The sequence below is a fragment of the uncultured Bradyrhizobium sp. genome (genome assembly GCF_936943645.1).
GTDB lineage: Bacteria > Pseudomonadota > Alphaproteobacteria > Rhizobiales > Xanthobacteraceae > Bradyrhizobium.
The window spans coordinates 22,728-41,965 of record NZ_CAKZJO010000056.1; the positions used below are offsets into that span (position 1 = coordinate 22,728).

Here is a 19,238-nt window from a genome sequence, read left to right on the forward strand (position 1 = left end):
CAGGCTCTGAAAGCTCAACCTTACGTGTTCAGTGCCGGCCGCGACCCGCCCGTAGCCCAATCGAGAAGCTCAATCGTGTGTACGACCGGAACTGACGTGCCACTGGCAATCTGCACCATGCAGCCGATATTGCCCGCGGCAATCATGTCCGGCTTGACGCTTGCGATGTTGGCGACCTTGCGATCGCGCAACCGGCCCGCAAGCTCGGGCTGGAGAATGTTGTAGGTCCCCGCCGAGCCGCAACACAAATGGCTCTCGGGGACATCTTTCACCACGAATCCATTCTTGGAAAGCAATTCTTTCGGAAGGCCCGTGATTTTCTGCCCGTGCTGCAACGAACATGCGGAATGATAGGCGACGACGATGTTGTTGTCTTGTCGCGCGGTCGGTTCGAGTCCGAGGCCCGCGATATATTCGGTGATGTCCTTGGCGAGTGCGGACACCTTCGCCGCGTCGGCGGCGAAAGCCGCATCCTCGCGCAGGAGATAGCCGTAATCCTTGATCACCGTGCCGCAGCCGGACGTGGTCACGAGGATGGCGTCGAGCCCCTCGCCAGCCGCTTCCGCACCCCACGCCGCGACGTTGGCCCGCGCCCGCGCCAAGGCATCGCCGTCGTTGCCGAGATGATGGGTCAGCGCGCCGCAGCACTGCTCGTCCCGAACCAAGACAACCTCGACGCCGTGGCGGGTGAGAAGACTGATGGCGGCCTGGTTGATGCGCGGCGCCAGCACCTGCTGGGCGCAGCCCTGGAGCAGCGCGACCCGGCCGCGCTTCTTGCCGAGCGCTGCAAACACACTGCCCGGGAGCGGCCCCGGTGACGGCAGCCGCGCCGGCGCCAGCGCCAGCATCGCCTTGACGCGCTGGATCAGGCCGGGCGTCGCCGACGGCCGCGGCGTCGGCAGGAACACGGCAAGCGGGCGGGCCAGCCGCGCCAGCACCATGCTGATGCGAAAACGCTGCGGGTCCGGCAGCACGTAAGCCAGCACCTGGCGCAGCAGCCGCTCGGCCAGGGGACGCTGATAGCGCTGCTCGATCCTGACCCGGGCCTGGTCGACGAGATGCATGTAGTTCACCCCTGAGGGGCAGGTCGTCATGCAGGACAGGCACGACAGGCAGCGGTCGACGTGCTTGACCACGTCGGCTGTCGGGGTCTGGTCCTTCTCCAGCATCTCCTTGATCAGATAGATACGGCCGCGCGGGCTATCGAGCTCGTCGCCGAGCAGCACATAGGTCGGACAGGTTGCGGTGCAGAAGCCGCAATGGACGCAGGCGCGCAGGATCTTGTCGGCTTCCGCGATATCGGGATCGGCCAGCTGGGTGAGCGAGAACTCGGTCTTCATGCAGCAGTGCCCCGGCTGAGGCGTCCCCGGTTGAGAACGGTCTTCGGATCGAAGCTGGCGCGGACCCGCTCGCTCAGGGCGGCAACGCCCGGCGCCTGCGGATGGAACACGTCGACCTCGCGCCTGACCTCCTCGGCCGCCCGGATCAGCGTGGCGTGTCCCCCAACCGAATTCGCGCACGCCCGCACGACCGGTTCATGCGCATCGCCCTTCGGCGGCACTGCGGCCCAGATCAATCCGCCGCCCCAATCATAGAGCACGTCGCCACCGGTCTCGCGCGCCAATTGCGTGCCGAGCGCCGCGCCCGAGGCCGGCGGACAGACGATGCGCCAGACCGGCCAGGGGCCGCGCGCGCCGCCGGCCGCGAACGGCAGCACGTCGCGGATCGTGGCCCACAGTGCGCTAGAGGCCGCGTCCTCGATCAATGTCGCATTTCCGAACGGAGCCAGCAATTCGCGCAACGAGCCGGCGCGATGGGCGGCCGAGGCCGTGATGCCCTCGAGCCGCAACACGGTCAGCGCCTCGCCCTCGCCCGCAAGATCGCCAAGCCCCTCGGGATTGGCCCGGAACGCCTGATACGGCAGATGTGCAGCACCTGAGACGTCGTAGGGCGAGCCGAGCGCCGCGGTCATCGCCTTGTTGGCGGCGGCATCATCGAGCCCGCGCAGCAGCAGTGTCCGCTCGGCCTCGGGCTTCGGCATCACCTTCAGCGTGACCTCGGTCATGACCGACAGCGTGCCCCAGGATCCCGCCAGCAGCTTGCAGAGGTCGTAGCCGGTGACGTTCTTCACCACCTTGCCGCCGGTCTTGAAGCTGTCGCCGAAGCCTGAGACGGCGTGCGCCCCGAGCAGATGGTCGCGCGCTCCGCCCGCCCTGATCCGCCGCGGGCCGGCGAGCCCGGCGGCGATCATGCCGCCGATGGTGCCCCCTGGGGGCGTGCCGAGCAGCGGCGCGGTATTCATCGGCTCGAAAGCGAATTGCTGGTTCTTGGCGTCGATCAGCGACAGTACGTCGGCCAGCGGCGCGCCGGCCTGCAGCGTGACGATCAGCTCGTTCGGCTCGTAGGAGGTGACGGCATTGAGCGCTGAGAGGTCGAGCACGGCATTGGTCGCCATGGCATGGCCAATGCTGCGCTTGCTGCCATGCCCGATGATCTCGAGCGGCTGCTCGTTGGCAATCGCCGCGCGCACCACTTCTTCGACGTCTTTGGCGTCTCTGACTTTCAGCGTATCCACGAGTGAGCCGGTATCCAAGTTTAGAACGGAAAGCAAATCTGGCACATGGCAACGGGAGGGCCCGGCGCTAGAACCGCGGAATGTCCGGAAACGCCAGCTGGCCCGCATGCACGTGCATCCGGCCGAGCTCGGCGCAGCGGTGCAGGGTCGGAAACACCTTTCCGGGGTTGAGCAGACCTTGCGAGTCGAACGCGCATTTCAGCCGCTGTTGCTGCTTGAGATCGATCTCGCTGAACATGTCGGGCATGAGGTCACGCTTCTCGATGCCGACGCCGTGCTCGCCGGTGAGCACGCCGCCGAACTCGACGCAGGCGCGCAGGATGTCGGCGCCGAAGGCCTCGGCGCGCTCGATCTCGCCGGGCTTGTTGGCATCGTAGAGGATCAGCGGGTGCAGATTGCCGTCGCCGGCGTGGAACACGTTGGCGCAGCCGAGCTGGTACTTTTCGCCGAGCTCGCGGATGCGCGCCAGCGCCTTCGGCAGCGCCCCGCGCGGAATCGTGCCGTCCATGCAGAGATAGTCGGGTGAGATCCGCCCGACCGCCGGGAACGCGGCCTTGCGGCCGGCCCAGAACAGATTGCGCTCGGCTTCCGAATTGGAGATCTGCAGCGTCACCGAACCGCAGCCTCGTGCGATGGTCTCGACGCGCGTGATCAGCTCGTCGACCTCGATCTTGGGACCGTCGAGCTCGATGATGAGCAGCGCCTCGACATCAAGCGGGTAGCCGGCATGGACGAAGGCTTCGGCTGCGTGGATCGCCGGCTTGTCCATCATCTCCATGCCGCCGGGGATGATGCCGGCACCGATGATGCGCGCCACGCATTCGCCGGCCGCCTCGACCTCGGCAAATCCAACCATCAGCGCGCGCGCCGTCTCCGGCTTCTGCAGGATGCGCACCGTGACCTCGGTGATGACACCGAGCAGGCCTTCCGAGCCGGTGATGACACCCATCAGGTCGTAGCCCGGGTTCTCGCACCCTTTGCCGCCGATGCGCAGGATCTCGCCGCTCATCAGCACGATCTCGCAGCCGAGCACGTTGTTGGTGGTCATGCCGTATTTCAGGCAATGCACGCCGCCGGAATTTTCCGCGACATTGCCGCCGATCGAGCAGGCGATCTGCGAGGACGGATCGGGCGCGTAATAGAAGCCGGCATGGGCGACCGCCTGGCTGAGCGCAAGATTGGTGACGCCGGGCTCGGTGACGACGACACGGTTGTCGAAATCGATCACGCGGATGCGCTTGAACTTGCCGAGGCCCAGCAGCACGCCGTCTTCGAGCGGCAGTGCGCCGCCTGATAGCGAGGTGCCGGAACCGCGCGGCACCACCTTGATGTTCTGCTCTGCACAATATTTCAGGATCAGCGAGACCTGCTCGGTCGTATCGGGCAGCACCACGACCATCGGCGGCTGCCGATAGGCCGTCAGCCCGTCGGACTCATAGGCCCGCATCTCCGCAGGCGTATCTATCACGCCCTCGCCTGATACGATTGCGCGCAATGCAGCAACGATCTCAGCGCGGCGCGCCAGCACCGCCTGGTCGCTCGCAGGCATCATGATGGCCATATCAAATCCCTCATGGCATATCTTTCCGGCTCGCGCCGCACGATCAATTTGTCTCGCCAAATCAATCACGTCCGCAGCCCTTTGGGTAGGCCATCCGAAAGTCGGATCGCCCATCTTCCGCCAGTTCGCTCTGGGACAAGTCGGGAATCATGAAACCTGTCATGGTTTGGTGGCTTGTCCAAGCCGCGCAGGCCTGCCAAAACCGGCAGGTCCGGCGATTGCCGATCCGGCAATGGACTGACCAGCCCAGACCCACCAGGGAAGAGACGAAGAGCACCCGATGACAAAACTTATTTTTGGCGCACTGACGATCCTCACCGCGATTGCCACCGCACCCGCCGCGATGGCGCAGGATGCCGCGGCCGGCAAGACGTCGTTCAACAAATGCCTGGCCTGCCACGCCATCGGCGAAGGCGCCAAAAACAAGGTCGGCCCTGAGCTCAACGGCCTCAACGGCCGCAAGTCGGGCACGGTCGAGGGCTATAGCTACTCGGACGCCAACAAGAATTCCGGCATCACCTGGAACGAGGCCGTGTTCAAGGAATACATCAAGGACCCCAAGGCCAAGATCCCCGGCACCAAGATGGCGTTCGCCGGCATCAAGAACGAGACCGAGGTCAACAATCTCTGGGCCTATGTCTCCCAGTTCGACAAGGACGGGAAGATCAAGCAGTAAGCCTGCAACGGACGGCCGCTGCAGCTTCGGTTCCGATCGGGACCGAAGCTGCAGCTTTTTGTTTTTGGCGCGCACTGACGCCACGGCGTCATTGCGAGCGCAGCGACTTGTCCGCCGAAGCCTTGGCGAAGGCGGAAGCAATCCAGCGTGCCTGCAAAATGAGCTGCGTGCCACAAGCTCGATCTCGTAGGGTGGGCAAAGCGCAAGCGTGCCCACGCCCTGTTGCTGATGGAGAGAGATCGTGGGCACGGCGCTATGCGCCTTTGTCCACCCTACGGCACTACGGCGCACAGGTGGCAGGTCTCGTCCATCGCGGATCGGCAGATTCTGCCGGGACGGATTTGCCGCTGTGACGGAGCTGCTATCCGCAATCGGCGATAAGTCCTTGATGAACATGAATCCGCGAGCTGGCATGCACGTTGCACGCAGGAGCTGCGTTCGCAAATGAACAGTGGGAGTTTCGGATATGAGTGTCGGCAGCTTGAGCAGCATCGGTGGTGGCAGCGCGGCGGGGTCGCCATTCCCGGCCGGCGCATCGAAGTCAGCCGATGACTCGAAGACCGGCGTCTCGACCTTCTCGTCCCTGTTGCAGGAAGGCACCCCCTACGACGAGATCAAGGTCGACCTGCCGAACGGCATGTCGGTCGGCATCTTCCACTTCGGCGGCGGCGGCTTCGATAGTCAGGCCCTCAAGTCCATCGAGGATTTCGTGCGGGGGCTCGCCGACAATCAGACGCCTGGGCAGTCGGCGGCGAGTGCCGATCCGGCCGCCAATGACGACACGCCAAACGCGGTCGGGATCGACAAGATTCATGTCGATCTTCCGAACGGAATCTCGTTCGAGGTCCTGCACTCCGCAGGCAAGACGTCGACGGACAGCGCCGCGATCATGAAGCAGCTCACCGACGCCGCCGAAGAGCTCGCCGAGTCGCTCGGGCAATACTCACCGGCATCGAGCGCGGCGTCCGCCTATGCCGCACAGCAGGGTGCCGCGTCCGGCCGCAGCAGCCAGCTCGACGCCCGCAGCTGATGCGCCTGTGACGAGCGCGACGATGTCACCACGGCATTCGCCGCGCTCTCCAAGCCCACTCAGACCCGATACCACCCCGCCAGATTCCACGTCGTGACGTCCCAGCCGGACATGTCGACCATGAGGTTGTTGACGTTGGCGTTGACGACGTTGCGGGAGAGCAGGGGCAGGAAGACGTTGGCCTCGCAGAAGGTCTCGTCGACCTTGATCAGCAGCGCGGCGCGCTTGGCGGGGTCGAGCTCGTTCTGCGCGGCCTTGTAGGCCTTGTCGGCTTCGGGATCGGACCAGCGCGAGATGTTGCGGCCGAGCCATTTGTTGTCCTTGGAGGCGACCTCCCAGGAGACGCACTGGTTCAGGAAGCGCTCCGGATCGGGCTGCGGCTGCGTGGTGTTGTACATCTCCATGTCGGCGTAGAACTTCGAATAGGTGTCGGGATTGCCGACGTCGGAGGAGAAGAACACCGAGGCGGTGACCGCCTTGATCTCGATGTCGATGCCGGCCTTCTCGCAGGCCTGCTTGATGATGGCCTGAGTCTTCTGCCGCGGGGCGTTGGTCGAGGTCTGGAACACGTATTTGAGCTTCTTGCCGCCCTTCTCGCGGATGCCGTCCGCGCCCTTCTTCCAGCCGGCCTCGTCGAGAATCTTGTTGGCCTTGTCGATGCTGAACTCGTATTTGAGCTTGGGCGACTTGAACTGCTTGGGCGCGTTGACGAAGCTCGCGGTGGCGATGCCGCCGCGGCCGTAGATGAATTTCTGAATCGAGTCGCGGTCGATCAGCAGGTTGAGCGCCCGGCGCACCGCGGGATCGGACAGCGAGGGGTGCTTGGTCTTGGCGCTCGAGCGCTCGCCGTCGACCTCGGTCCAGGGATCGGTGGTGTTGAGGATGATGAACTCGACATTGCCGGAGGGCGTGATATCGAGCTTGCCCTTGCCGCTCGCCTCCATGCGCTTGAGCACCTCCTCCTCCACCTGCATGTTCCAGGCGAAGTCGTATTCGCCGGTCTGCAGCACGGCGCGCGCCGCCGACACCGCATCGCCGCCGCCCTTGATCTCGAGCGTGTCGAAATACGGCTGGTTCTTGACGTGATAGTCGGGATTGCGTTCGGCGCGGATCAGGTCGCCGGGCTTGAACTCGACGAATTTGTACGGGCCGGTGCCGACCGGCTTCAGATTGCCCGGCGCCTCGCGCGACTTGGCGCCGGCATAGTCGCCGAAATGATGCTTCGGCAGGATCTGGCCGACCGAGCCGACGAAGGGATCGGCCCAGAACGGCGTCGGCGCCTTGAAGATCACCTTGACCGTATGGTCGTCGATCTTCTCGACCTTGATGTCCTTGTAGGATCCCGTGCTGTAGGCGGCCGTGGCGAGATCGGCGGCATAGGTCCAGGTGAAGACGACGTCGTCGGCGGTGAAGGGCTTGCCGTCATGCCAATTGACGCCCTGCTTCAGCTTCCAGATCACGCTCATGCCGTCGGCGGAAAGGCCGCCATTCGCCTTGGTCGGAACCTCGGCGGCGAGGCAGGGGATCAGATTGCCCTCCTTGTCCCAGCCGGCGAGCGGCTCGAAGAACACGCGCGAGGCCATCTGGTCCTTGGTGCCGATCGCAAAATGCGGATTGAGCAGGGTCGGGGCCTGCCAGAACAGCAGCTTGAGCGGGCCGCCGCCGCCGGCCTTGGTCGGCTTGTAGGGCAGCCTGGCGTCCGCCATGGCGACGTCGTGCCAGACCAGGATCTGGCTTGCGATCGGGGCCGCGATCCCGACCGCGGCCACCCTCTGGATGAACGAGCGCCGCGACAGCGTGCCTTGCTTCACCTGCCCGACCAGACGCCGGATTTCGTTCTCGTTCATCGGATAACCCTCCACCTCGAAGACATCAGTCGCCGGCATCATGTTGCATCATGCACGAGGCGGCAATGCCGGCGTGGCCGTCGGGCCATGCGACGAAATGACGATGGGAGAGCTTCTGCGGGCCAGGAACCGGATCGTGACCTGGATCAAGACCCGGATCGCCGCCCGAGGAGCCCGGGCGGCGATCCAGTGCGAACTTGGCTGAACTTGGGGAAGTTCGAAGGCCGCGAGGGAACGTTAGCCCGGCCGCAACAGGCGCATCAAGTTTCGTGATGTTGCCGCGGCCGGAGATTCATTGCAGCCGCCGGGAAATCGCCACATATCAGCCATCGGCGATCGAACCCCTGACGTCCCGGCAGCTACCTGATGCCGAGCACGCCGATCGCGAGCGCCGACAGCAGCAGGGCCTGGCTCAAAAGCTGCAGCGCCGTGTTCGGCTGCGCCAGCCAGCGCGTGATCCTCTCGGAGAAGGACAACGCCGTATCGGCGAACAGCGGCTGAAAGCTGTGCCTGAAGACATGCGGGAATCTGGCGCCGAGCCCCGAGGTCAGCATGGCGTGGAAGGTCGACAGCATGGCCACGAAGATGGCGGCGCCGAACGGCTCGCCGACGAATTCGGACGCGTCGATCAGCTTGATCGCCAGCGCGACGCCGGAATAGATCGGCACGCCCTGAAGCACGAAATAGAGTGCAAAGCATTCGAGCCATTTGCGGCCGGTGAGCTTTGGCGCAGCAAGAGTGGTCATGGTCGATGTCTCCCTGAGTTGCGATTGCCGTGCCGCAAATCTTGCGCACGCGGCGCCGCATTGCCGTGATGCGCCTCACGCTTTGCGGAAGGCCCCGCCGTCGCCGTGAATTCGTTCCGCGTTTGCTGCCGAACGCAGAAGGCGCAGCCCGCTCCCGGCACTCAATTTGGATTTCCATTTCATTGATTTCCCCTTGCGGAGAAGCGAATACGGTTCCAATCATTCGTGCCGTTCCATGGAGACCAAGATGTCGTTTCGCTTCCCCCTGATCCTCGCCACCGTGCTCGCCGCATGGTCGGCAGCAAGCTCCGCCGAGACCATCAAGATCGGCGTGACGCCGGGGCCGCATGCGCAGATCCTGGAGGCGGTGAAGCCGATCGCGGCGAAGAACGGCCTCGACATCCAGCTGCTCGAATTTTCCGACTACGTCGTGCCGAACGCCGCGCTCGACGCCGGCGAGATCCAGGCCAATTCGTTCCAGAACCAGCCTTACCTCGACAACCAGAAAGCCGACCGCGGCTACAAGATCGAGTCGGTCGCGCTGACCGTGAATTTTCCGATCGGCGTCTACTCGAAGAAGCACAAGGCTTTCGCCGACATCCCCGAAGGCGGCAAGGTCTCGATCCCCAACGATCCCACCAATGGCGGCCGCGTGCTGCTGCTGCTGCGCGACAAGGGCGTGATCAAGCTGAAGGACGGCACCGGCTTCAAGCCGACGGTGCTCGACATCAGCGAGAACCCGAAGAAGCTGAAATTCATCGAGGTCGACGCGGCGCAGGCACCGCGCGCGCTCGACGACGTCGATGCCGCCGCGATCAACACCAATTACGCAACCCAGGCGGGCCTCGATCCGGTCAAGGATCCGATCCTGCGCGAGGACCCGAAGGGGCCCTACGTCAACCTGATCGCCGTGCGCACGGCCGACAAGGACAAGCCCTGGGTCAAGATCCTCGTCGACAGCTACCACACGCCGGAGGTCAAGGAGTTCGTCCTGACCAAGTTCAAGGGCGCGGTGCTGCCGAGCTGGTAGGCAGTCTGCCCAGCTCCAGCGCAGGGACGATCCCGGCGGGCGGTTTTGCGCATGAGAGCTGCGCATGAGCCTTGCGCAATGCCCGCTTGTCTGGAGCCGCACGACCCGACATCATCAGGCGCCTGGCCATCCTCGCCCGACAGGGGTCGCATGAAACGCTTTGCCAATCTGAAACGCCTGGGATTCTTCACGCGGCTGCTGGACGAGGCGCCGCCGGCGGACCGCTATCGCTTCGCGGCCGAGCAGATCGTGCGCGCCGAGCAAGCGGGGCTCGATTCCGCGTGGATCGCGCAGCATCACTTCCACGAACGCGAAGGCGGCCTGCCGTCGCCCTTCACCTTTCTGGGCTACGTCGCAGCGCAAACCTCCCGCATCCGCCTCGGCACCGGCATCGTCACGCTGCCGCTGGAGAATGCGGTGCGGGTGGCGGAAGACGCCGCCGTGCTCGATCTGCTCTGCGACGGCCGCTTCGAGCTCGGCGTCGGCACCGGCGGCAACCCGTCGGCCTTTGCCGCCTTCGGCCTCGACAGCGCCCAGCGCAACGACATCTTTGCCCGCAATCTCGAAGTCGTCCGCACCGCCCTGGTCGGCAAGCCGCTCGACGGCGGCGACACCATCTATCCGCAGCGGCCGCAACTGGACAGGCGGATCTGGCAGGCGACATTCTCCGTCGCCGGCGGCGCGCGCGCCGGCAAGGCGGGCGATGGCCTGTTGCTCTCGCGTACCCAGCCGCGGACCAAGGAGGCGCCGAAGGCGACGCTCGCCGAGATCCAGAACCCGGTGATCGACGCCTATATGGAGGCGCTGCCCAAAGGGGCGGAGCCGCGCATCATGGCCTCGCGCAGCGTCTTCGTCGCCGATGACCATGCCGAGGCCCTGCGCCTTGCCGATATCGGCCTGCGCCGCGCGCTGCCGCAATTCATGAAGGGCGGGCACCTTCCGCCGGGCGAGACGCTGGAAGAGATGATCACGGCGTTCGACACCCATGTCGGCGACGCCGACCACGTCATCGCCTCGCTGCGGGCCGACGCGACGCTGGAGCGGGTGACGGACCTCGTCTTCCAGGTGCATTCGGTCGATGCACCGCATCCCCATGTCCTGCGCTCGATCGATCTGGTCGCGGAGAAGGTGGCGCCGGCGCTGGGCTGGACCCGGACCGCGCCCGACGTGGCGCTGGCGGGTTGACCGGAATGAATGTGTGCGAGGCTGAATGATGGCAACACAGGATATCATCGACACGCTCGCGGGGATCGCACCCGGGTCGGCTCTGGATGCGATCCGGGCACGGCGCCTGCAGGCGCGCGAGAATGCGCAGAAGAGCTATCTGTCACTGTTCGAGCCGATCGACGCCGGCGATTTCTCGCTTGTCGAGCGCGCCGCGGTCGCGGCCCTCGTCACCGGCCTGCATGGCGAATCCCCGGTTGCCTCGTTCTATCGCGAGAAGCTTGCCGCGAATGCCGATGGCGCGCGCCTGATCGCGGCGATCGATGCCGAAATCGCGCGGGGCATGACTTCGGGCCCGTACGGCTCGTATCCCGCCGGTCCGCTGTCGGTCGAAAACACGGCCGGCCTGATTTATCGCGTCAGTGCGGCAAGCAAGCCGGCGCTCGGCGCAAGGCTCGCAGCCGCGTTCGAGCAGGCGCATCTGCTGGTGTTCCGCCCCCGCGACGCCGCGGACGCCGACATGAAGGCATTGCTTGCCGCCGGCTGGTCCACCACCGGCATCGTCACCTTCTCCCAACTCGTCGCGTTCCTGTCGTTCCAGGTGCGCGTCGTCAGCGGCCTGCGCACGCTCGCCGCGGCAAGCGCGTAGGGCTGCAATCATGAGCACCGTCAATCCACCCGTCGCCTTTACCCAGGACGAGCTCGGCTGGGTTTCCTGGATCGATCCGCTGCCCGAGGCCGAGCTGACCGAGCGGCACTTCAATGGCCTGGTCGACCGCGCCCGCGCCAAGTCGGAATATTTCCGCCTGCTGGTGCGCGACCCCGAGGTGCTGGAAGCCCGCACCAAGACCGACAAGGACATCTTCTACAACGTCGCCGATGGTCTGCCGCGCGCCGAGCGTGAGCTCGCGGCGGCCGCGACCTCGCGCTACAACGGCTGCATCTATTGCGCCTCCGTCCATGCGCGCTTTGCCAGCACCTATTCCAAGCGCCGCGACGACGTGCAGCGCCTGCTCGACGAAGGCGTCAAGGCCGATCTCGGCGAGCGCTGGAATGCGGTGGTCAAGGCCTCGGTCGCGCTGGCCGCAACGCCGATCGCGTTCGGTCCTGACAATATCGAAGAATTGCGCCGCGCCGGCCTCGACGATGCCGAGATCGTCGACGTCATCAACGGCGCCTCGTTCTTCAACTGGGCGAACCGGCTGATGCTGTCACTCGGCGAGCCCTCGAAATAGGCAATCTCGCCGGCACAGGAATTGCTGCTTGTTTCAACATTGAGTGGATGGAGCCGTTAAATGAGCAACATCGATCGTCGTACCCTGGTGAAGGGCTCGCTGGCCGCCATGATGGCGGGAGCGGCCGTCTCGCGCGGTGCCTTCGCTGACACCTCCGAGCCGATCCTGCTCGGCGTCAGCGGTCCCCTCACGGGACCGAACGCGCAATATGGCACGCAGTGGAAGCAGGGCTTTGATCTCGCGCTCGACGAGATCATGGCGGCGGGCGGCATCAACGGCCGCAAGCTCGCCTACCAATTCGAGGACAGCCAGAGCGATCCGCGCCAGTCTGTCGCGATCGCCCAGAAGTTCGTCTCCAATCCCGCCATCGTGCTGGAGCTCGGCGATTTCTCCAGCCCCGCCTCGATGGCGGCATCGCCGATCTACCAGCGCGGCGGCCTCGTGCAGTTCGGCTTCACCAACTCGCATCCTGACTTCACCAAGGGCGGCGACTTCATGTGGAGCACGTCCGTGAGCCAGGCCGACGAGCAGCCGCTGCTGGCGGCCTATGCGGTCAAGCGCCTCGGACTGAAGAAGCTCGCGGTGCTGCACCTCAACACCGATTGGGGCCGAACCAGCCGCGACTATTTCGTCAAGGCGGCGAAGGAATATGGCGCCGAAATCGCGGTCACCGAGGGCTACATCGCGGAGGAACGCGACTTCCGCTCGACGCTGGTGCGCGTGCGCGACGCCAATCCGGACGGACTGATCCTGATCTCCTATTATTCCGACGGCGCGCTGATCGCCCGTCAGGCGCGTCAGGTCGGGTTGAAGCAGGTGATGTGCGCTGCGAGCTCGGTCTACTCGCCCAAATTCATCGAGCTTGGCGGCGAGGCGGTCGAGGACGTCCACGTCGGCACGCGCTACTTCCCCGAGGATACGCGGCCCGAGGTGCAGAAATTCATCGCGGGCTTCAAGAAGAAATACAACGGCCAGGAGCCGGACGCCTTCAACGCCTACGCCTATGACGCGATGAACATGGCTGCCGCCGTCGTGAAGATCGGCGGTACCGATCGCAAGGCGATCCGCGACGCCTTCACCAAGGTCAAGGATGTTCCGAGCGTAATCTTCGGCACGGCGACGTTCGACATCGCCACCCGCCGCGTCAAGGGCGCCATGAACGCCGAGCTCGTCGTGCGCAAGGGCCAGTTCGCGCTCTGGGACGGCAAGCCGACTTAACCTGATGGCCGGAGCGGGGGCTCCGGCCGCTTCCCTCTCGACGCGGTGATACCAGCGTGTCTTCCTGGCTCGACTATACGATCAACGGGCTGATCGTCGGCAATGTCTACGCCCTCGTTGCGGTCGGGCTCGCGCTGATCTTCGGCGTCAGCCGGCTGATCAACTTCGCGCAGGGCTCGATCTATCTGGTCGGCGCCTATATCGGCTGGGTCGCGGTGGTTCAGCTGCATACGCCGCTGCCGCTCACCATCATCGTGGTCGCGGCGGCGGCAGCGATCGTCGGGCTGATCATCGAGCGGTTCGGTCTGCGGCCGCTGCAGAACTCGGTGCGCATCGCGCCGCTGCTCGCGACCATCGGCATCAGCTTCGTGCTCGATCAGCTGGTGATGCTGACCTTCTCGCCCAATCCGCGGGCGTTGCCGAGCCAGTTGCCGGATGTTCGCTTCCAGGTCGGCGGCGGCACCATTGGGCCTCTTGATCTGCTCATCGCCGGCGTCGGCCTCACCAGCGCGTTGCTGCTGTTCGTGTTCCTGCGCTACTCCAAGCTCGGCTGGGCCGTGCGCGCGGCATCGCAGGACCGCGACGCCGCGATGCAGATGGGCGTCGACGTCAACCGCGTCAATCAGGCCGTGTTCGGCATTGCCGCCGCGCTCGGCGGCGTCTCCGGCATGCTGGTCGGCATGTACTACAACCAGATCGACACCGCGATGAGCCTGCAGGCGACGCTGAAGGGCGTCGTTGCCGAAGTCGTCGGCGGCGCCGGCAACGTTCCGGGCGCTGTGATCGGCAGCCTGCTGCTGGGCCTCGTCGAGAGCTATGGCGTTGCGGTGTTCGGCACCAGCTATCGCAATCTGTTCGCCTTCCTGCTGCTGGTCGTCGTGCTGGTGTTGCGGCCGAACGGTCTGTTCGCCAGCGCGCGGCAGGCGCCGCCCGAGCCGCTTACCGGCACCTTCATCGCGCCGAGCCGCCCTGTGCGCATTCCGTGGTGGGCTTTGGCTGTCGCTGCTGCCGGCTTTGCGGTCCTGCCGTTGTTCCCGGTCTCGTTCTACGTGCTGCAGACCCTGATCAACGCCTGGCTGCTCGGCATGCTCGCGCTGAGCCTGACGCTGGTTGCGGGCACGATGGGGCAGGTCTCGCTCGGACATGCCGCGCTGCTGGCGATTGGCGCCTATACGTCTGCGCTGTTGTCGCTGACCCTCAATGTCCCGGTCGGCCTCGCCGTGATCGGCGGCGGGTTGATGAGCGCTGCGCTCGGCACGCTGTTGATCTCGCCGTCCTTCCGCCTGCGCGGACATTATGTGTCGATCGCCACCCTCGCCATTGGCGAGATCGTGTCGCTGGTGATCCTGAACTGGGAGAGCGTGACGCGCGGGCCGATCGGCATTTCCGGCATCCCGCCGCTGTCGGTGTTCGGCTACGATCTGATCAGCCCGACCTCGATCTACTGGTTCAGCTTTGCCGTGATGGTGGTGCTGGCGCTGCTGCAGGGCCGCTTGCTGACCTCGCATCTCGGCCGCAGCTTCCGCGCCATCCGAGACGACGACATCGCCGCGCGCGCCTATGGGCTCAGCCTGAACCGCTACAAATCGCTCGCCTTCATCTTCGGCGGCTTTGCGGCCGGCATCAGCGGCGGCATTGCGGCGCATCTGTACTCCTATATCAACCACGAGACCTTCAACACGCAGCAATCGATCCTGGCGCTGACCGTCGTCATCCTCGGCGGCCTCGGCAATGTCGTCGGTGCAATGCTCGGAGCTGTGGCGCTGGTCGGGCTGCCGGAAGTGTTCCGGATCGCGGCGGAGTATCGCATTCTGATCTACGGCATCGTGCTGCTGCTGCTGGTGCGGTTCAGGCCGCAGGGCCTGTTGGGGACGATGTGATGGCGGAGCAGTCTCCCATGCTGTCCCTGCGCGGGCTGACGCGCCGCTTCGGCGGTCTCACTGCCGTCGATGCGATTGATCTCGACCTCGCCAAGGGCGAGCTCGTCAGCATCATCGGCCCCAACGGCGCCGGCAAGACAACGCTGTTCAATCTCGTCACCGGTCTCGACCGGCCCGATGCCGGCACCGTTCGGTTCGAAGGCCAGGACATCACCGGCCTGTCGCCGGAGCGGCTCGCAGGCGAGGGCATCGCGCGCACCTTCCAGCTCGGTCGCGTCTTCGGCAATCTCAGCGTCATGGACAACGTCCTGATCGGCGCGCACACGCGGCTGCGTGCGGTGAAGCCGGTCGTGCCGGTGATCGGTCCGCTGCTGGAATTGGGCCTCGCGCTGCTGCGCCCCGCCAGCGTCAGGGACGAGGAAGAGCGGCTGCGCGAGGAAATAAAGGCCATCCTCGCCCGGTTCGGCGAGCGGCTGCTGCCGCGGATCGATCAGCCCGCCTACAGCCTGTCCTACGCCAATCGCCGCCGCGTCGAGATCGCGCGTGCGCTGGCACTGAAGCCGCGCCTGCTGCTGCTCGACGAGCCGACCGCGGGCATGAACCCGACCGAGACCGCGGAGATGCAGGCGCTGGTCGCCGAGCTGAAGGCGGAAGGCCTGACCATCCTGCTGATCGAGCACAAGCTGGAGATGGTGATGCGCCTCTCCGACCGCGTCATCGTGATGGACGAGGGCAGGAAGATCGCGGAAGGGTCGGGCGAACAGGTGCGCAGCGATCCCAAGGTGATCGAGGCCTATCTCGGTCACGGGCTATCGGGGACGTCAGAGCAGGAGAGCGCGGCATGACGACGGGCGCCTCCGAGCCGCTGCTGGCGCTGTCGAACGTCAATACGTTCTACGGCCAGGCCCAGGTGCATTTCGATCTGTCGATCACGGTTGCGCGTGGTCACATCGTCTGCCTGCTCGGCGGCAATGCCAGCGGCAAGTCGACGACGATGAAGATCATTCTTGGCCTCGTGAAGCCCCGCTCGGGCAATGTGACCTTCGACGGCGCCTCGCTGATTGGGCTGACCACGCCGCAGATCGTCCGCCGCGGCATTGCCTCGGTGCCGGAGGCGCGGCGGCTGTTTGCGGACATGAGCGTGCGGGAAAACATCCTGATGGGCGCCTTCGTGCGCAACGACCGCGAGGCCGTCGCACAGGATCTCGACAAGATGCTGACGCTGTTTCCAAAGCTCGGCCAGCGGCTGTCGCAACGCGCCGGCTCGCTCTCCGGCGGCGAGCAGCAGATGGTCGCGATGGCGCGTGCGCTGATGAGCCGTCCCCGGATGATCGTGATGGACGAGCCGACCATGGGCCTGTCGCCGCTCTATGTCGACCGCGTGCTGGAGCTGATCCGCGCCATCAACCAGGAAGGCGTCTCGGTGTTCATGGTCGAGCAGAATGCCAGCCTTGCGCTGGAGATCGCGCACGAAGCCTATGTGCTGCAGACCGGCAAGATCGTGCTGTCGGGCCCGGCACGCGCATTGAAGGACGATCCCCGCGTGCGTGACGCCTATCTCGGCGGCTCCGAGGCGGCCTGACGCAGTGCGCTGATCTCTCCACGTCATGGCCGGGCATAGCCGTCCGAAGGACGGCGTCGCTCGCGCTCGCCTATGACCCGGCCATCCACGTCTTGCCTCCCGCACGAAGAACGTGGATGCCCGGGACAAGCCCGGGCATGACGGCGTTGATCTCGCCTCAGGCCGATGCCGCGCTCGCGACCTGCTCCGCCGGCAGATCGTCGCCATTGGGATCGCCCGGCGCGGTGGCCCAGGCCAGCTCGACCAGCGTCACGATCCGGCGGCCGCCGCCGTCGAGCTGGACCACGATCAGGCCCTGCTCCTCCATGTAGCCGAGCAGCCGCTGCGCGCGGCGCAGCGAATGCGAGCCATAGGCGCGCGCGATCGCCGCATCGCCCGGACAAGGCCAGCCTTCCTTGGCCGCGCGCGCGATCATCATGAACACGCCCTGCATGTCGTCGGGCAGGATGGAGGCGCGCAGCGACACGTCCTGCCAGGCATCGTCCTCTGCGAGATCCGTGCCGAGGCCGGCGCGCGCATGCGTCAACATGCGGCGGAATTCGTTGAGATCCGGCACGGCTGCGCCGAGGCCCTCGATGCGGCAGCGGACCATGAACTCCTGATAGAGCACGCCGACCGCGCGAAAACCCGCGTCGGGCTCGGCGAGCACGGCGCGCAGCGTGCGATTGACGCGCTCGCGCCGCTCCGCCAGCTCCTCGGCACTGACCGGCACCTCGACCACCTCAGGCTGGATCACCGGCGCGGCGGCCGCCTTCGCGGCGCGAAGCTGCTCCAGCAGATCCGGCGCCGGCCGTCGCTGCGGCCGGTTGGCATCGGGCGGCGGCGCGGCCAGGATCACGGCGCGCATGTCTTCCGTCGCAGCCTCCGGCAGCGGCATCAGCCGCGGCGTCGAGTTGCGCGGAGAGGTGTCGGTTGGGCCGATGTTGAGACGCAGCGGACGGCGCGACAGCGCGGGGCCCAGCGCCATGAATTGACCGCGCTCGAGATCGCGAAAGGCTTCGGCCTGCCGCCGCTCCATTCCGAGCAGATCGGCGGCGCGCGCCATGTCGATGTCGAGGAAGGTGCGGCCCATCAGGAAGTTGGAGGCCTCCGCCGCGACGTTCTTGGCGAGCTTTGCGAGGCGCTGGGTCGCGATGATGCCGGCAAGGCCGCGCTTGCGGCCGCGGCACATCAGGTTGGTCATGGCGCCGAGCGACAGCTTGCGCGCTTCGTCCGAGACCTCGCCCGCCACCGCCGGCGCGAACAGCTGCGCCTCGTCGACGATCACGAGCATCGGATACCAATGGTCGCGGTCGACGTCGAACATTCCGCCGAGAAACGCCGCGGCACGGCGCATCTGGTTCTCGGCGTCGAGGCCTTCGAGATTGAGCACGGTGGAGACGCGATGCAGCCGCGCGCGCTCGCCGGCGACCTGAAGGCCGCGCTCGGTGTGGTCCTCGGCCTCGATCACGAGATGGCCGAAGCGCTCGGCCAGCGTGACGAAGTCGCCTTCAGGATCGATGATGGCCTGCTGTACCCATGGCGCGCTCTGTTCCAGGAGCCGCCGCAGCAGATGCGATTTGCCGGAGCCCGAATTGCCCTGCACCAGGAGGCGGGTCGCCAGCAGTTCCTCGAGGTCCATGGCGGCCGCGGCGCCTGCCGTGGTCTGCCCCATCTCGATTGCAACCGTCATGCCCGACTCAAGTCCCCGTCATTCGCGGACAGGGGCTTATCAACCCCGTCGCGGCGCGTCGAGCACAAGAGCGCGAATCATGCCGCGTTGCCCACGGCGGCGTTTACGGTGCTCCCTGGGAACATTGCGGAGGAGTCGCTTTCAGGCTGCTTCGATCAGAATTTCACCCAAAAATTGTCGATGTCTTTACGGGGTTGCACTACGCGTTGGCTATGCTGTCGGCCGGCAGAGCGCCAGGAAACACGGGTCATGATGAGCATGCTAACCAGCCCCGCCACGATTACGGTCACGGTGTTTGGCGTTGCGGCTCTCGTTACGCTTGGCGGGGGCATTTATTGGCTCTTCAACAAGCGGGCACGGTTGAGGGATATCGCCGAGATGAGGGCGAAGCTCGATGAGCTCGAGCCCTCCGACCCTGAATACGGTGCGGTGAGGGCACTTTACACGTCGATGGTCCTGGATGCCGAACGTTGGGGCTTCTTTGCTGGCGAATCCGGATCAGGCGGCCATGGCGGCAGCGCCGATCACGGCGGCAGCGACCATGTCGGCGATGCCGGCGAGGGCGGACACGCGCATTAATGCATGAATGGCCCGGCGCCGCGCGGCGACGATGGCTTCGCGCGATCGGCGTCAGCCTCCGGATACGGCCCCCGGGTGTCCCGACAATTGTAGCAGTGCGGGCCGATAGGGGGCTTGCGGATCGTCATCCTCGTTGGCGGGGATCGCGCAGGAGCCGAATTCCTGCCTGATCCGCTCCATCTCGGCGATGCGCTCGTGCAATCGTTGCAGATGTTCCGGCGATGTCGCCCGCCAGAACCGGAACGTGTCCGCGGTGAGCGGCACGAAGGCCGTGCCGAACAGCGTCGGCTCGGGAACGGCGGTGCGTCCGAGCAGCAGGAAACGATCGGGGCCGGAGACGACGAGGGTGGCATAGCCCCGGTTTCCAATCCGCCTGATGCCATTCAGCGACCATTCGGCGAGCTTGCTGAAAGCGGTTATGCTCGTCGCGTGACCGGCGTGAT

At 65.7% G+C, this 19,238-nt stretch carries 17 protein-coding genes and 1 pseudogene; 11 read left to right on the forward strand and 7 right to left on the reverse strand.

The window, feature by feature from the left end; genetic code table 11:
- Positions 1-20 precede the first annotated feature (20 nt).
- The 3 genes from glcF to Q0743_RS15350 all read right to left on the reverse strand — a co-directional run bounded on the left by glcF (position 21) and on the right by Q0743_RS15350 (position 4,136).
- On the reverse strand, positions 21-1,340 hold the full coding sequence (gene glcF / locus Q0743_RS15340) for a glycolate oxidase subunit GlcF (protein ID WP_298242362.1): 1,320 nt from the start codon (positions 1,338-1,340) through the stop codon (positions 21-23).
- Complete coding sequence (locus Q0743_RS15345) at positions 1,337-2,575, reverse strand: FAD-binding protein (protein WP_298242363.1); 1,239 nt, start codon at positions 2,573-2,575, stop codon at positions 1,337-1,339. The genes glcF and Q0743_RS15345 overlap by 4 nt, the downstream gene beginning before the upstream one ends.
- A 67-nt stretch (positions 2,576-2,642) precedes the next feature.
- Entirely contained in the window at positions 2,643-4,136 is a 1,494-nt protein-coding gene (locus Q0743_RS15350; protein ID WP_298242364.1) for an FAD-linked oxidase C-terminal domain-containing protein, read from the reverse strand.
- A 280-nt stretch (positions 4,137-4,416) separates the two neighbouring features.
- On the opposite strand from Q0743_RS15350, the gene cycA reads away from it, so the two are divergent.
- Both cycA and Q0743_RS15360 read left to right on the forward strand, forming a co-directional pair.
- Entirely contained in the window at positions 4,417-4,812 is a 396-nt protein-coding gene (cycA, locus tag Q0743_RS15355) for a cytochrome c-550 CycA (protein WP_298242365.1), read from the forward strand.
- 466 nt (positions 4,813-5,278) lie between these two features.
- Positions 5,279-5,842 (forward strand): hypothetical protein, encoded by a 564-nt coding sequence (locus tag Q0743_RS15360; RefSeq protein WP_298242366.1) that lies wholly within the window; start codon positions 5,279-5,281, stop codon positions 5,840-5,842.
- A 59-nt stretch (positions 5,843-5,901) separates the two neighbouring features.
- Here the strand turns inward: Q0743_RS15360 and Q0743_RS15365 are convergent, their stop codons facing one another.
- Together Q0743_RS15365 and Q0743_RS15370 are read right to left on the reverse strand one after the other, a co-directional pair.
- Positions 5,902-7,689: a peptide ABC transporter substrate-binding protein gene (locus tag Q0743_RS15365; protein WP_298242367.1), complete on the reverse strand. Its 1,788-nt coding sequence runs from the start codon at positions 7,687-7,689 to the stop codon at positions 5,902-5,904.
- Positions 7,690-8,048: 359 nt separating this feature from the next.
- The gene (locus Q0743_RS15370) at positions 8,049-8,435 is read right to left on the reverse strand and encodes a hypothetical protein (protein ID WP_298242368.1); all 387 of its coding nucleotides are present in this window, start codon (positions 8,433-8,435) and stop codon (positions 8,049-8,051) included.
- A gap of 235 nt (positions 8,436-8,670) precedes the next feature.
- On the opposite strand from Q0743_RS15370, the gene Q0743_RS15375 reads away from it, so the two are divergent.
- The 8 genes from Q0743_RS15375 (at position 8,671) to Q0743_RS15410 (ending at position 16,544) form a co-directional block, all read left to right on the forward strand.
- Positions 8,671-9,465, forward strand: coding sequence for a MetQ/NlpA family ABC transporter substrate-binding protein (locus tag Q0743_RS15375; protein ID WP_298242369.1), 795 nt, complete (start codon positions 8,671-8,673; stop codon positions 9,463-9,465).
- A 150-nt stretch (positions 9,466-9,615) separates the two neighbouring features.
- Positions 9,616-10,650 (forward strand): putative FMN-dependent luciferase-like monooxygenase, encoded by a 1,035-nt coding sequence (locus Q0743_RS15380; RefSeq protein WP_298242370.1) that lies wholly within the window; start codon positions 9,616-9,618, stop codon positions 10,648-10,650.
- A 28-nt stretch (positions 10,651-10,678) separates the two neighbouring features.
- Positions 10,679-11,278 (forward strand): CMD domain protein, encoded by a 600-nt coding sequence (locus Q0743_RS15385; RefSeq protein ID WP_298242371.1) that lies wholly within the window; start codon positions 10,679-10,681, stop codon positions 11,276-11,278.
- A gap of 10 nt (positions 11,279-11,288) precedes the next feature.
- Complete coding sequence (locus Q0743_RS15390) at positions 11,289-11,864, forward strand: alkylhydroperoxidase domain protein (RefSeq protein ID WP_298242372.1); 576 nt, start codon at positions 11,289-11,291, stop codon at positions 11,862-11,864.
- Positions 11,865-11,924: 60 nt separating this feature from the next.
- A complete protein-coding gene (locus Q0743_RS15395; protein ID WP_298242373.1) occupies positions 11,925-13,082 on the forward strand; it encodes an ABC transporter substrate-binding protein in 1,158 nt (385 codons plus the stop codon).
- Between the two features lie 56 nt (positions 13,083-13,138).
- Positions 13,139-14,962, forward strand: coding sequence for an ABC transporter permease (locus Q0743_RS15400; RefSeq protein ID WP_298242374.1), 1,824 nt, complete (start codon positions 13,139-13,141; stop codon positions 14,960-14,962).
- A complete protein-coding gene (locus Q0743_RS15405) occupies positions 14,962-15,807 on the forward strand; it encodes an ABC transporter ATP-binding protein (RefSeq protein ID WP_298242375.1) in 846 nt (281 codons plus the stop codon). The genes Q0743_RS15400 and Q0743_RS15405 overlap by 1 nt, the downstream gene beginning before the upstream one ends.
- Positions 15,804-16,544, forward strand: a complete 741-nt coding sequence (locus Q0743_RS15410) for an ABC transporter ATP-binding protein (protein ID WP_298242376.1) — start codon at positions 15,804-15,806, stop codon at positions 16,542-16,544. The genes Q0743_RS15405 and Q0743_RS15410 overlap by 4 nt, the downstream gene beginning before the upstream one ends.
- A 157-nt stretch (positions 16,545-16,701) precedes the next feature.
- Here the strand turns inward: Q0743_RS15410 and Q0743_RS15415 are convergent, their stop codons facing one another.
- Entirely contained in the window at positions 16,702-18,216 is a 1,515-nt protein-coding gene (locus tag Q0743_RS15415; protein WP_298242377.1) for an ATP-binding protein, read from the reverse strand.
- A 249-nt stretch (positions 18,217-18,465) separates the two neighbouring features.
- Between Q0743_RS15415 and Q0743_RS15420 the strand changes: the two genes are divergently transcribed.
- Positions 18,466-18,795, forward strand: a complete 330-nt coding sequence (locus tag Q0743_RS15420) for a hypothetical protein (protein WP_298242378.1) — start codon at positions 18,466-18,468, stop codon at positions 18,793-18,795.
- Between the two features lie 51 nt (positions 18,796-18,846).
- Here the strand turns inward: Q0743_RS15420 and Q0743_RS15425 are convergent.
- Positions 18,847-19,206: pseudogene (locus Q0743_RS15425) on the reverse strand (YkgJ family cysteine cluster protein); the annotation flags it as partial.
- Positions 19,207-19,238 lie beyond the last annotated feature (32 nt).

What these genes read in the sequence shown, in the direction of transcription:
- Q0743_RS15385 (WP_298242371.1), top strand. Translation starts at nt 10,679, where the DNA reads ATGGCAACACAGGATATCATCGACACGCTCGCGGGGATCGCACCCGGG.
- Q0743_RS15390 (WP_298242372.1), top strand. Translation starts at nt 11,289, where the DNA reads ATGAGCACCGTCAATCCACCCGTCGCCTTTACCCAGGACGAGCTCGGC.
- glcF (WP_298242362.1), bottom strand. Translation starts at nt 1,340, where the DNA reads ATGAAGACCGAGTTCTCGCTCACCCAGCTGGCCGATCCCGATATCGCG.
- Q0743_RS15365 (WP_298242367.1), bottom strand. Translation starts at nt 7,689, where the DNA reads ATGAACGAGAACGAAATCCGGCGTCTGGTCGGGCAGGTGAAGCAAGGC.
- cycA (WP_298242365.1), top strand. Translation starts at nt 4,417, where the DNA reads ATGACAAAACTTATTTTTGGCGCACTGACGATCCTCACCGCGATTGCC.
- Q0743_RS15350 (WP_298242364.1), bottom strand. Translation starts at nt 4,136, where the DNA reads ATGGCCATCATGATGCCTGCGAGCGACCAGGCGGTGCTGGCGCGCCGC.
- Q0743_RS15370 (WP_298242368.1), bottom strand. Translation starts at nt 8,435, where the DNA reads ATGACCACTCTTGCTGCGCCAAAGCTCACCGGCCGCAAATGGCTCGAA.
- Q0743_RS15375 (WP_298242369.1), top strand. Translation starts at nt 8,671, where the DNA reads ATGGAGACCAAGATGTCGTTTCGCTTCCCCCTGATCCTCGCCACCGTG.
- Q0743_RS15380 (WP_298242370.1), top strand. Translation starts at nt 9,616, where the DNA reads ATGAAACGCTTTGCCAATCTGAAACGCCTGGGATTCTTCACGCGGCTG.
- Q0743_RS15395 (WP_298242373.1), top strand. Translation starts at nt 11,925, where the DNA reads ATGAGCAACATCGATCGTCGTACCCTGGTGAAGGGCTCGCTGGCCGCC.
- Q0743_RS15415 (WP_298242377.1), bottom strand. Translation starts at nt 18,216, where the DNA reads ATGACGGTTGCAATCGAGATGGGGCAGACCACGGCAGGCGCCGCGGCC.
- Q0743_RS15405 (WP_298242375.1), top strand. Translation starts at nt 14,962, where the DNA reads ATGGCGGAGCAGTCTCCCATGCTGTCCCTGCGCGGGCTGACGCGCCGC.
- Q0743_RS15420 (WP_298242378.1), top strand. Translation starts at nt 18,466, where the DNA reads ATGATGAGCATGCTAACCAGCCCCGCCACGATTACGGTCACGGTGTTT.
- Q0743_RS15360 (WP_298242366.1), top strand. Translation starts at nt 5,279, where the DNA reads ATGAGTGTCGGCAGCTTGAGCAGCATCGGTGGTGGCAGCGCGGCGGGG.
- Q0743_RS15410 (WP_298242376.1), top strand. Translation starts at nt 15,804, where the DNA reads ATGACGACGGGCGCCTCCGAGCCGCTGCTGGCGCTGTCGAACGTCAAT.